The sequence below is a fragment of the Paraburkholderia sp. SIMBA_027 genome, from assembly GCF_046535315.1.
GTDB lineage: Bacteria > Pseudomonadota > Gammaproteobacteria > Burkholderiales > Burkholderiaceae > Paraburkholderia > Paraburkholderia tropica.
Genome location: NZ_JAWRWY010000001.1, coordinates 162,726 through 175,428, shown reverse-complemented (window position 1 = coordinate 175,428; position 12,703 = coordinate 162,726). Strand labels below are relative to the sequence as shown.

9 protein-coding genes and 1 pseudogene are annotated in these 12,703 nt (G+C 62.4%); 6 read left to right on the top strand and 4 right to left on the bottom strand.

Annotated elements, in window-relative coordinates:
- Positions 1-276 precede the first annotated feature (276 nt).
- The 6 genes from SB764_RS00835 (at position 277) to SB764_RS00810 (ending at position 6,741) form a co-directional block, all read left to right on the top strand.
- Positions 277-1,218: a LysR family transcriptional regulator gene (locus SB764_RS00835; RefSeq protein WP_176080674.1), complete on the top strand. Its 942-nt coding sequence runs from the start codon at positions 277-279 to the stop codon at positions 1,216-1,218.
- Between the two features lie 138 nt (positions 1,219-1,356).
- Positions 1,357-1,737: a response regulator transcription factor gene (locus tag SB764_RS00830; protein ID WP_244174723.1), complete on the top strand. Its 381-nt coding sequence runs from the start codon at positions 1,357-1,359 to the stop codon at positions 1,735-1,737.
- Positions 1,738-1,982: 245 nt separating this feature from the next.
- The gene (locus SB764_RS00825) at positions 1,983-4,196 is read left to right on the top strand and encodes a PAS domain S-box protein (protein WP_410862330.1); all 2,214 of its coding nucleotides are present in this window, start codon (positions 1,983-1,985) and stop codon (positions 4,194-4,196) included.
- Positions 4,193-4,852, top strand: coding sequence for a response regulator transcription factor (locus SB764_RS00820; RefSeq protein WP_065062962.1), 660 nt, complete (start codon positions 4,193-4,195; stop codon positions 4,850-4,852). The genes SB764_RS00825 and SB764_RS00820 overlap by 4 nt, the downstream gene beginning before the upstream one ends.
- 289 nt (positions 4,853-5,141) lie before the next feature.
- Complete coding sequence (locus SB764_RS00815; protein ID WP_410862328.1) at positions 5,142-6,071, top strand: helix-turn-helix domain-containing protein; 930 nt, start codon at positions 5,142-5,144, stop codon at positions 6,069-6,071.
- Between the two features lie 274 nt (positions 6,072-6,345).
- Positions 6,346-6,741 (top strand): DUF3331 domain-containing protein, encoded by a 396-nt coding sequence (locus tag SB764_RS00810; RefSeq protein WP_074986871.1) that lies wholly within the window; start codon positions 6,346-6,348, stop codon positions 6,739-6,741.
- A gap of 205 nt (positions 6,742-6,946) precedes the next feature.
- On the opposite strand, the pseudogene SB764_RS00805 reads toward SB764_RS00810, so the two are convergent.
- The 4 genes and pseudogenes from SB764_RS00805 to SB764_RS00790 all read right to left on the bottom strand — a co-directional run.
- Positions 6,947-7,231, bottom strand: a pseudogene (locus SB764_RS00805) (hypothetical protein); the annotation flags it as partial.
- Positions 7,232-7,306: 75 nt separating this feature from the next.
- The gene (locus SB764_RS00800) at positions 7,307-7,612 is read right to left on the bottom strand and encodes a hypothetical protein (protein WP_410862325.1); all 306 of its coding nucleotides are present in this window, start codon (positions 7,610-7,612) and stop codon (positions 7,307-7,309) included.
- A gap of 196 nt (positions 7,613-7,808) precedes the next feature.
- Positions 7,809-10,712, bottom strand: coding sequence for an ATP-binding protein (locus SB764_RS00795; protein ID WP_410862323.1), 2,904 nt, complete (start codon positions 10,710-10,712; stop codon positions 7,809-7,811).
- Between the two features lie 4 nt (positions 10,713-10,716).
- Positions 10,717-12,252 carry an ATP-binding protein gene (locus SB764_RS00790; protein ID WP_410862321.1) on the bottom strand — a complete coding sequence of 512 codons (1,536 nt, stop codon included), beginning with the start codon at positions 12,250-12,252 and terminating at the stop codon, positions 10,717-10,719.
- Between the last annotated feature and the right edge of the window lie 451 nt (positions 12,253-12,703).

Genomic DNA, 12,703 nt, shown 5'->3' with positions numbered 1-12,703 from the left:
GCGAGTCACGCGTGGCTCTCGGGGCGACGGCCACGCATGCGGCGCGGGTCGCGCCCGGCGATGTTGATACGGGCCATTGTGCGCATGATTGGTGCAAGGGGAGCCGGGCGTTCGCCAGAATGCCGGACGAGCGGCGGATGACCGTGCGAATCTATAAACGCGCGGCCAATTCGCGCACGTCCCGCCGCCTGTCTGTCCATCATCGCTCCATCGCCAGCACGCGCAATCCGGCATGGTGCGCGGCGCTAACCACACGTGGAGGGACTCGCTATGGACATGTTCAAATCACTCAAGGCTTTTATCGCGGTGGGACAGTTGGGCAGCTTTACGCAAGCCGCGCGCGCATCGGGACTGTCCACGCCGGCGGTGAGCCGTGCGGTGTCGGAACTGGAGGGCGCACTGCGGGTGCAATTGTTCAATCGTTCGACACGCCGCGTGAGCCTCACGGAAGAGGGCACGCTTTTCTTCACGCCCTTGAGCCAGGGCATTCAGATGATCGAGTCGAGCATGAGCGCAGTCTGCCGCTCGAATACCGACTTGCGCGGTGTGATCCGGATTGGCGGAGCCCCGAGCATCAGCGCCATGCTCACGCGGTTGATCGCGGAATTCAGCGAACGGCATCCGGAGATCGAATTCGATGTGTCGATCGACGAGCGGCACAACGAAGTGCTCGACGAACAGATTGACGTCGCCGTGCGCGTGGGTAGCGAGCCCGAATGCCGCTGGGTCGTGCGCTCGCTCGGTCCGCTGCGGCTCGTGCATTGCGCCGCGCCTCACTACCTGCGCCAGCGCGGCGCGCCCCGAACGCCCGACGACCTCGGGCGGCATCGCTGCATTGGTCGTCGCGACACGCGCTCGGCAAGAGCGCGCACATGGGATCCGGCGGGCAGCGGCGAGAGCCCGCGTGGCCAGATCAACGCCGTGGCCACATTCAATGACGACGGCGCCATCATCCAGGCCGCCCTCGCGGGCGTGGGCATCGCGCAGATTCCCCAGTATCTCGTGCGCCGGGAACTCGACGCGGGGCGGCTTGTGCAGGTCTTGCCGGAACATACGAGCGAGCGCAGCAAGGTGATGCTCTGCTATCCTCGCCGCGCGCCCATGCCGATGCGGGTGCGAAGCTTCATCGACTTTGCCGTCAGTCGGGTGACCGAGGAACTCAACGGCCCGCCGGATGGCGCGCAGGCCGACATGACCGCGCGCCGCGTCCCGCACTGACCCAACCATACTTAGATATAGTTGCACCAGATCGAAATATAGTGTTATTGGATCGCACACCTGTCTAAGATAACGAACGTGAGCGGTCAGCCCTTCTACGCCCCGCCCGAATTGCCGTTTTGGACGAGGACTATTCGCTTGCAAACCCCCATGATTGTTTCCATTGTCGACGACGACGAAAATGTCCGCGTCGCAACGTGCAGTCTCGTTCGCTCCCTGGGTTGCAAGGTGCGGGACTACGCTTCGGCGGAGGCGTTTTTGCGCGCGGATGGCCTGAGGGAGGTGCATTGCGTGATCTCGGACGTTCAGATGCCGGGCATGGATGGGATCGAGATGCAGCGCAGGCTCAACGAAACGCCAGGCGCGCCGCCGGTCATCTTCATTAGCGCGTTCGGCTCGGAGGCGCGCCGCAGTGAAGCACTCGCCAACGGCGCCCTGTGTTTTCTCGACAAACCGGTCGACGGCGATGTCTTACTCGCATGCCTGGAAAAACTCGGTCAGAATGCGGATGGAGTTTGAGCGTCCCCGCTACGTATTGCGAAACGGAGTGGTCGCTCGCGGGCTGAACCGCCGGATCGTCGCAGCAGATTATTGCCGATGACCTGGTCGGGCCCGCCGCTTCTAGGTGCAAACGTCTCTGGTGTCATGGCGAGTTTCAGTCCGGTTTTGAATACGGGTTCGCCTGATTTTCCAGTTCACATCCGAATGTTGGTGAAATGAGCGGCGCTCTTTAGCGCCGCCACCTGTTTCCGGCAAAGCCGCCCGTGAATGCAACCCTGATCCGATCGAACACGAAGCGAGCGCTCCCCGAGGGGCCGATCGTTTTCTGGTTCGCTGCAATCGTCGCGCTGACGGTTTTTAGTATCGACGCCTTTACGTCGCTCGATATTGCGGTCGCTGTTTTCTACGTGGTGGTCGTGCTGCTGGTGGCATCCAGCGGCTCCGATCTCGCGGTCATGGGCGCGACGGTCATCGTGGCGATGCTCACGCTCGCCGGTTTCCTGATTTCGCACGACAGCGATTACGCCGGCGGCGCCATCGCGCGCTGCGTGCTGAGCCTGCTCGCCATTGGTTCGACTTCGATACTTTCGCTGCGCAATCTATCCAACACGGCGCGACTGCTCGAACAGATCGACATGCTGAATCTGACCCACGACGCCGTGCTGGTCGTGGACCTCGAAGGGCGAGTGACGTTCTGGAATCACGGCGCGGAATCGCTGTACGGGTGGAGTGCGGAGCAGGCATTGGGGCAGCGCATTCATGAACTCACGCAGACGCGCGCCGCGTTGCCGCTCGACGAAATCCACGCGAAGTTGCTCGACAGCGGAAGCTGGTCCGGCGAACTGCAACGCGTTCGCCGCGATGGGCGTACGGTGACGGTCATGAGCCGCGTCGCGGTGTGGCGCGATGCGAAGGGCGCGCCCCGCGCGATCCTCGCGACGAACAACGACATCACGCTGCAAAAGCAGATGGCCAACGAGATCGAGGCGCAGCAGGCGGAGTTGCGCGCGGCCATCGACACGATTCCCGGCATGGTGTGGAGCGCCTCGGGCGACGGCGACGTGGTGTACGTCAATCGCCGCTGGCAAGAGTCCGGCGTCGATACGGAGGGCCGCGGCGCCGATCTCTGGGACGCCGTCGTGCATCCGGACGATCTCGGCGCGATGCGCCGCGACTGGCTGGACGCGCTCCGCTCCGGGAGTGCGCTCGACAATATGTCGCGCGTGCGCCAGAGAGACGGCGGCTATCGCTGGATGCACATCGCCGCCGAACCGCTGCGCGATGCAGACTGCGCCGTGCGCCGCTGGTATGGCGTCAATACGGACGTCGAGGCGCGCAAGCGTGCGGAAGATGCGCTCACGCGAAGCGAGGCGTTTCTCGTCGACGCGCAGCGCCTGAGCAAGACGGGCAGCATCGGCATCGAAGCCGTGCACGGCAAGATGATCTGGTCGGCCGAGGCTTACCGGATCTTCGGTTACGAGCCGTCGCCAGCGTTGACGCCCGGTCTCGCGCTCATACTCGAACGTACTCATCCCGAGGATCGCCGCCAGGTTGAAATCGCGCACGGCGCCGCAATGGCGACGCCGTTGGTCGATTTGAAATATCGGCTGATCATGCCCGACGGCGAGCTTAAATACGTGCATTACGTCGCGCATTCGGGACCGCCGCTTTCCACGGATCTGAACTACGTCGGCGCGCTCATGGACGTGACATCGTCGCAACGCACGCAGGAGGCGCTGACACGTTCGATGGCGGAGCTCGCGCACGCCACGCGCATGACCACGCTCGGCGAGATGGCCGCTTCGATGGCGCATGAGGTGACGCAGCCCATGGCCGCGGTGATCACCTCGGGCGACGCGGCGCTGCGTTGGCTCGGCAGGCCGGAGCCGGATATCGGCGAAGTCTCCCGATCAATCGGCCAGATGATCCATTCCGCGCGCCGGGCGAACGACATCGTGCGACAGATTCGCGCGATGGCGCGAAAGCGGCCGTCGGCGCTCAGTCGCGTCTCGCTGGTCGAGATGGTTGAAGAGGCGGTCAGCATGATGGCGCCGGAACTGGTGCGCCACGGTGTGATCTGCGAAGTGCAGCCGCCGTCGGATGCGATTCACGTACACGCGGACAGCGTCCAGATTCAGCAAGTCGTCGTGAATCTCCTGTTGAACGCGGCGCAGGCGATGGCCGATCTGCCGGGCAAGCCGCATCGCATCGTCATTTCGATTTCCGCGCCGCGCGAGGGCAGTGTCGACCTTCGCATCGAAGATTCGGGCAACGGCGTACCCGAGGATGTTCGCGAGCGGCTTTTCACACCGTTTTTTACGACGAAAACCAATGGCATGGGCATGGGCTTGTCGATCTGTCGATCGATCATCGAGGCACATGGCGGCCGTATCACGCTTGAAGATTCATTGGCGGCAGGTGCCCGGTTTTTGATTACGCTGCCGTTGGATGCTGAAAAAAAGGAGAATAATCCATGAACCTTCAGCGCGGTGGCGCTGGCGACGCCGAGCCAAACCGGATGGTGTACGTCGTGGACGACGACGAGTCGATGCGCGATGCCGTCAGCAATTTGCTGCGCTCGGTTGATTTGCCGGTGCAGGCATTCGCTTCGGCGCGCGAGTTTCTTGCCTTCGAGCGCCCGGATGTCCCCAGTTGCCTGATTCTCGACGTGCGCCTTAAAGGACAGAGCGGATTTGCCGTTCAGGAACAGATCGCCGATGGCGCATTAAGCATTCCGATCATCTTCATGACGGCGCACGGCGACATCGCCATGACGGTCAGGGCGATGAAGGCGGGGGCGATGGACTTTCTCGCCAAGCCCTTTCGCGATCAGGACATGCTCGATGCCGTCGATCAGGCGCTCGCGGCAGATGAAAAGCGTCGTGCAGCCGATCGTTCTGTTTCGAATCTGCGCAAATGCTACGGTTCGCTGACGCAGCGGGAGCGCGAAGTGATGGCGCTGGTCGCCTCGGGGTTGCGCAACAAGCAGATTGCGGCGGAAATGAACCTGAGCGAAATTACGGTGAAGATTCACCGCGGCCAGGCGATGAGAAAGATGGAGTCGAACTCGTTTGCTGACTTTGTGCTAAAAGCCAAGACGTTGGGAATCGGATCGTCGGCGGAAGATTCCTGAAAACTGTTTGCTTCACGTCACCGTTTTTATTTTCGACGCCCGGTCATTTTTATATTTGAAAATGACCGGGCGTTTTCATTCGCGAGCGAAATTTTTCGCGTTGCCAAAAAAATATCGCGGCATTAAACAATAGTATGAGTGCGTAAAACTTATACGCGAGAGGCGCATTCTATTGTACGACTAGAATCGAATATTTGAGTCGGGTAACGTAGAGGCTAATCACACAACCTGTCTTGCTGCGTCGCGGGTCTGATCGATTCTGGATTGCGCCGACAAAGGAGAGCACCGTATGAATAGTTTATCCGACAGCCTCTCGCCACCGCGCACGGCGCGTTATCCCATCGAAATGGAACGTGAGTGGCGTCAGCCGGGAAGCGTGGAAGACGCATCGCACGAAATTCGGGTGCTGCGCTGGTCGAATCACTGCTCCGAACCTCTCGACGTGTCGAGCGACGGTGCGGCGCCGATGCATTGTGTCGCGCTGAATCTGAAATGTACCGTTGTCGATTTCTATTATGCGGCGCGTCCGTTGATTCGCGGTCGCGTGGCGGCGGGAGTAGCGCATATTGGCGCGCCCGGTGTCGCGGCGCGCGCCCGCTTTTCGTCTCAGTTCGACGTCTTGCACCTCTTTGTCACGCAGCGCGTTTTGAAGGAATTCTACGCGGACCTGTTTGGACGCACGCCCGGTGAAGAACTCACGCTTGGCGATGGCAGCTTGCTGCGCGACCCCGCGATTGAGCGGCTGAGCCAGGCGCTGGCGGTCTCGCAGACCCACGACGCGGCGCTGGGAAAAGTATTCACCGATAGCGTGAGCCTGGCCATTGCTTCGCGCCTTGTCGCGAGCCAGTATGCGGGCACGTCGCGCGGATCGCGGGGCGCCTCGGAGTTGCCGAAATGGCGCATGACCCGCGTGATGGATTATGTGGACGCGCATCTCGGCGAGCCGATTGGTCTGGCGGACATGGCCGACAGTGCGGGACTCACGCGCATGCATTTCGCCGCCCAGTTCCGTCAGGCGAGCGGTTTGCGCCCCCACGAATATCTTCTGCGCAGGCGCATTGAACATGCGCAGTCGATGCTGCTCCGCTCGCAACACAATGTGCTCGATGTTGCGCTTGCCAGCGGATTTCGTTCCCAGGCTCACTTTACGACCGTATTCAAACGATTCGTTGGCGAGACGCCCTGTTCATGGAGAAAAAATCACGATGGGCTTCGATAGCCAGATTGTCCGCTTTATGGCATGCAGCGCCGAGTATCTGTTTGGTCCGGCTTCCGCGGGTCAAGAGGCGTGCACCATCGAACGATCGCTCGCGCAATGCGCTCTGGAGTTGAGCATGCGCGAACCGAGGATGCACCCCTTGCTTTTGGATAAGGGAGCGAAACGATCCTCGGAAGTTTCGGCGGGCTGACGGTCCGGGCAACAGTAAAGAATCTATTTAAAAGCACGCGCTAAACATTCAACGGTATTGTCTACTCATGTAGGAGTGCAATATATGATTCCGCAGATTCAAACGATTGTCGATCCGTGGCAGATGACGGTTGGCTTGCTCGGCTTGTTGTCGAGGGAGAAATATGAAGGCGTTCAGGTGCCGTCTGCACGCAGGTACGTCGCGCGTCGATGCGCCGATCAGCCGGTCGCCGGCCTGACGGTTCAGCTCGTCGAGCGGGCCACCGCCACGCGTGTGACCTTGGCCTGGCGCGATCCGTCGCGTTGCGCATATTGCGATCAGGAGTGGTTTCGCACGCGGGCGCGTCGCAATGGCGTATGCGCGGTATCCGGTCGCTCGATTCGCCGGGGCGACGACGTCTATCGGCCGCGAGCCATGCGGCCACGCGCGATCAATGCCGACATGATGCTTCACTGCAACGTCGTGGAGGCGTTGTCCTGAGCGCGGATCGCCAACCAGACTGGAATCTACGCATCTGCGTATTCGAACTGACATTGATGCCCGAGGAGCCGATCCGGCTTTCTCGGGCATTCGCTCAACGCATCATCCGTTACTTTCCGCCGTTGGGCCGACCGTGCCGCGAAAGATCGCGTACTGGTAGAGGTTGCAGCCAATCATGATCGGAAACACGAAGCCAATGCCGATCAAGACCGGTGCTGATCGGCGTTGAGCCGAAGGTTGCCATTTCTATCAGGTTTTGCGGTGCGGCGAAGCGTTCGAGCGTACGCTCGCGAAAGGGATTGAACGAGATGATGCTCGCACCGCTCACGATCGATTGCGGCGGCATGAAGGTCGCTCATCATGCGCGGACTGTTGGTGCCGAATCGGGCGTGCAGCGCATTTCCGTCGCTTCCCACGCGACCGCCTTCGCGCTTCTCTCGCAGAACTCGAACGAAGATGTGTGCTTCGGATCGGGCCACGCACAACCGGGGATAAGCATGAATAAGCACGAGTAAGAACGAGTAAGAACGAGTAAGAACGAGTAAGCGCGAAAAGATGCGACTCGCTACGCCCAGTATTGGTAGCCATCTCTGCGGCTTCGCATGGACGGCGTTTCCTGAAGACGCAACAGGCGGCTTTGCTGCGCGCGCGTCGGTCTCGTCGACGAATTGAGCGGCAGCGTTTCGCGCCGAGGTGTGCGTGTGTCGTCGGCGTTTGTTGCACCGACTGCCACGCGTTCCAGTGGCAATTCCGTTTGTGCGCCGACCTTCATTAACGCGGTGCGCAGTCCCACGCCGTTCTGCAGCGATACGGCAACGATCAGGCAGGCACCGAGGGCGGCGAGCGAGGAGGCGAGAAAGCGAATGGGCACGATGTAGCTCCGTGAGCAAACTGAATCGTCGGGAATCGACGAGCGCCATTCTCGAGGGGCACGCACGCGTTCATTTTCGGATTGGCACCCGGTTGATGAAAAACGCACGGTTGCGGCTGGGGAGGGAGCGTTATGTTATTGCAGGCGGAATGGGGCAAGGGAGTGGCGTATTCGCCGAGCGTGCGAATACGAAAGATCAGGAAAGCGCAGGCGATGGCTGGGTACTGGCGAGTAGGGCGAACATCTCGCGCACCTCCGGCACCGCGCTGCACGCATCGAATCGATTCGCAAGCGCCGACAGGGCATTCCGCGCCTCGTTGGCTTCCTCATCACCAAGCGGCAATTTAATCAGATCGAGCGTCGCGCGCAATTCCCACATGCGCGCGCCCTGCGACTGTGCCATCGCGATCGCCTTCGTAAAACACGCCTTTGCACGCGTCAGCGCGTGCGCATCGTATGGGCGGTCGGTATCGAGCGTGCGGGACATGGCATGCGCGCATAAACCCCGGCCGCGCAGGATTTCAGGCATAAAGTAAAAAGAGCCGTTGATCTCGCAGAATGCCTGTGCGTCCTGCAAGCGATCGAGCGCATCCGAGGTCCGGCCCACGCTGATGAGCGCTTGCGCGCATTCGACGATCAGCGGCGACGTCAAGCGCCGGAACCCTCGCGCCAGCAGCGAGTCGAGCGTGCGCTCCAGCCTGGATAGTCCTCTGACCACGTCCCCATCGTGAATGAGGAGGATGGCGGCGAGGCATTCGCCGAACTCGTGCCAGATAGTCAGGCGGTGCAGCGTCGTTTGCGAGCGCATGATCGACAGATAGTGGCGCGCACGCTCGCGATCTCCCGAGATCAGCGCAAGCGGCGCCGCGACAACGCCGAGGACGTGCGTAAACCACGGCTCCATGGTCTCGGCGGGAATCAGATCCAGCGAGCGACTCGCGAGGCGCGCGGCCTCGCCGACGTCTCCTTCGAGCCAACGGATACGGGCCAGCCCCGCGTAGCAGACCGCGAGCGGGTCCACCGCGAACTGCCGGATCTCGGCCGCATCGTTGGGATAGGCTTGAACATGTTGCACGACGGCTTCGAGCGTCGCGGCCGCGCCATGATGATCGCCGGCGCAGTGCGCCGCGGTGGCGGCGAGCGTCGTCGCGAAGATGTGCTGCCACCGGCAATGCTTCTGACGCGCGAATTGTTCGAATTGCTCTGCATACCGGCGCGCGTCGCTGACTTTGCCGGAAGAGAGCATCGCATTCCACAATCCCCAGTAACTCCGCGCGCGCAGGCCGTCGTCTTCGATTCGCAGCGCATGCTCGTGCACTTCGCGCCAGAGTTCGCACGCGCGTTCCACCGGACCTTCCAGATTCGGCAGCACGGCGGCGAGTGCGATTTTGAGGCGGATCGCGGCAGCGGGTGGCATGGCGGGCTCAGGCAGCGCCTGACGCGCCTGAAGCGCCAGCGCGGCGCGGCGGCCGCATTCGTCCAGCTTGGCGCGCGCCAGCAGCGCGCTCACCAGCGTGGACGAAAGCTCCACGCCTGTACGCACATCGCCATCGGGAGAAAAGGCCCAATCCACCGCGTTGCGCGTGTCGTCCAGCATGTCCTCGGGATGCTCGCCAGTGGCGAGCGCCGGCCCGCTTCCGGCGGCTTCCTGGTTGCGGAACCGCGCAGCCAGATCGCGTGCATGGCGTGCCGATACTTCCTTGACTTCGCCCGCCGAGAGGAGATGTTCGAGGGCGTAGGCGCGCGTCGACTCCGACAAGCGATAGTGAGCGATCGGGCCGTCGAACGACACCTTGACGAGCGATTTCGCCAGAAGCTCGCCGATTCCGTCGATGACGGTGCTCACCGGCAATGTCGCGTCGCAAGCCACCGCGCACAGGGATTCGATCGAGAAGCGGCGGGTAAACAGCGCGAGGCGTCTCAGCAGCGTGCGGCTGCGTGAGTCGAGCAGCGCGAAGCTCCAGTCCAGCGTTGCACGGAGCGTGCGATGGCGCGGCATCGCCGTGCGAAAACCCCGTGAAAGCAGCGTCAATTGATCGGCGAGACCGCGATGGACGCCTTCTACGCCCAATGTCGGCACCCGCGCGGCGGCCAGTTCGATCGCGAGCGGCAAGCCGTCGAGCCGGCGGCAGATTTCGCCGATCAGGCCGATTTCCTCGGGGTCTCCGTGAACAGGGCGGCCTGTTGCCTCGACGCGCTTCATGAAAAGCTGCACAGCGGCTTGGCGGCGAACAGTCTGCTCGTCGGCTTCGCGCTCGGGGACGGCGAGCGGCTCAACCGGCATGAGTGTTTCGCGGTCGATCGCCAGCGCTTCCCGGCTCGTCACGAGCACATGCAACGCCGGGTAGTCGTCGAGCACGCGATGCACGATGTCGGCGACTGCCGCGATCATGTGTTCGGCGTTGTCGAGCAGAAGCAGCGAGCCGGAATTGCCGCTCGTACCGCTCGCGCCGTGCGCCGACAGTCGGGCCTTGACGGCGCGGGCGACTTCGTCGGCCGTTGCCATCGCCGCGAGTTCGATCACCATGACGTGACCGCCGCGCTCCGCTTCAAAGCGCTGCGCGACCGCCATCGACAGCGTGGTCTTACCGATTCCGCCCGATCCGATGAGCGTCAAGGCGCGCCCGCAGGTCAGCGCGCCGAGCACCGACGAAATGGCGTGGTCCCTGCCAATCGGCGGCGGAAGATTCGGCAGTCGTGCGGCGGGTGGCGTCGGGTGATCCCCGTTGCCCGGCACATTGCGTGGGCCGTTTGCGATTTCGCTGCGTGTACGCTCGTTCGCACGCGCGGCCAGAAGCCGATAGCCGCGTCCCGATTCGGTGACGATACAGGCGCGGTCATCGCCCAGCGCGCGGCGCAGCTTCGACAACTGCACCTGCAGATTGTTTTCCTCGACGACAACGCCGGGCCAGGCGCGCGCGAGGAGTTCGTGCTTCGTGACGAGCCCGCCGTCGGCTTCGATCAGCGCTTCGAGAATCGCATAGGCGCGCGCGCCCACCTGGACCGGTTCGCCGTTTCGCAGCAGGACACGCTCGCGGAGATCGACGCGCGCGTGGCCAAGCTGGAAGACAGCCGACGGCGGCTCGGAAAGCGAAGGCATGCGATCAGGACCGGAAGGAGACGGGTGACAAAACGGCTTGCTGTGCCGACGCGGAACGTGCGGCGCTTCGCAAGTAGTCCGCGCGACGTTCGACCATCGTTGCCAGTTCGCCCGCTTCGGCAAGCCTCTGCCTTCCGAACGATTTCGAAGGCGTGAGCAGGCGGTACGTTACTGCCGCGCCGTCGAAATGAATGTCGAGCAGTGAGTGATCGACCAGCTCGGACACACATTGCATCACCGCCGTTGGCGACATCCTGACATCGCTTGCGAGCGCACTCGCGGCCTGGGCGTCGAACGCGCCGTCGAACACAGAAAGCCGCTGAAACACGGTCTGTTCGCTCGACACGAGCATGTCGAAGCTCCATTTGATCGACGCGAGCAAACTCTTGTGCCGTGCGCATGCGGTGCGGTAACCGCCGTCGAGATAGGGCAGCGGATCGGCGAGATTGTTCAGGACAGGCTCCAGGCCGAGAATCGCTGCGCGCGATGCCGCCAGTTCGATGGCAAGCGGTATGCCGTCGAGGCAGCGGCAGATCTCGGCGGCTTGCGTCATGAGTTCGTCGTCGATGACCCGGTGCCGGCCGTCGTGCGACAGGCGGCGCAGAAACAAGGCGATCGCGGGCGATGGACTGCCGTTCGCGTCACAGGGCTCGGTCGCTTCGCCCGACACGGCGAGCGGCGTCACGCGATAAACCGTCTCGGCAGGAATGCGCAGCGGCTGGCGGCTCGTGACGAGAAAGCGCGGTGGGTTGGCGGAATGGCACGCGCGTTCGAGCAGTTGCGCGACGGGGTCGGCGACGTGTTCGGCGTTGTCGATCACGATCAGGCCGCGAATACGCGTGAGCATGGCGGCCGTTGTGTCGAGATCGGGCTCGCCGTCTTCGCGCGCCACGGGGCCAATTGCGCCGAACGCCAGCAGGACTTCGCCCAGCGAGCGTTGATCGGACACATCGACGAAGTGGACGTCGTCTTCGTTGCTGCCCGATGTGCGATGCGCGATTTCCAGCGCGATCGACGTCTTGCCGATGCCCCCGGGGCCCGCGAGTGTGAGCACGCGAGTGTCGCGCATCATGGCGCAGATCACGTCGATCGCCGTCTCTCGGCCCAGCAGCGCCGACCGCATCGGCATCATCGCCGTACGCAGTGTACGTTGGCTGTCGTCCTCGAAATTCGCTGCGGGCACCGGCGTGGACGGCGACGCAATCAACTGGTAGCCGCGTCGGGGGACCGTTACAATAAGCTTGCTGTCTTGCCCGATTACTTTGCGTATTGTGGAAAGATGCACGTGTAGTGCATTTTCGTCCACGATCGTATCGGGCCAGACACTGTCTATCAGCTCATCCTTGTGCACGACGCGCCCGCTCGCCTGTGCAAGCGTCGCGAGCAGGTCGAATGCGCGCGAGCCGAGTTCCAGCACGCGGCTACCCTGGCGAAGTACGCGCATGCCGATGTCGAGTTCCGTTTCGCCGAATCGTATGAACCGGGAGCCGAATTCATGCGCCGACGCGAACGTGCAAAGCTCAGAGGTCGCTGACGTCATGGTGGTTGCGTCCGTGTCGATCCGGGTGGCCCGGCGGGTTGGCAGACGGCGGGAAACAGGCGGTGCAGGGCTCCGTGACGAGCCTGCTCGCGAAGAATTGATGTCGGCTGAAGCATAGCCAGATTGTATTTTGCTGTCATTAACCGCGGATTAAATTTGGTTAATGTTCGGATTTAATTGAGGCCGTGACGGCTGGATGATGCCCGACTCGATTCCAGCGCGAATTTACCGCGGCGTTTTTCGGGCGGATTATTTTGAAATGCCGAAGCCTGTCTGCTTCGGCGGCGAAATGAAACGCCAGAGGAAACGCCAGAGCGGACATTAACGAAATTTAATGTGCGGCACAAAGACAGTCATTCGGATCGCAACCGATAATTCACCTTTCCGAAGCCTGAAGCCGCAAACCCCGGGTCATCGAAGCGCCTGCGCGTGTCGAATCGGCCGGACACCA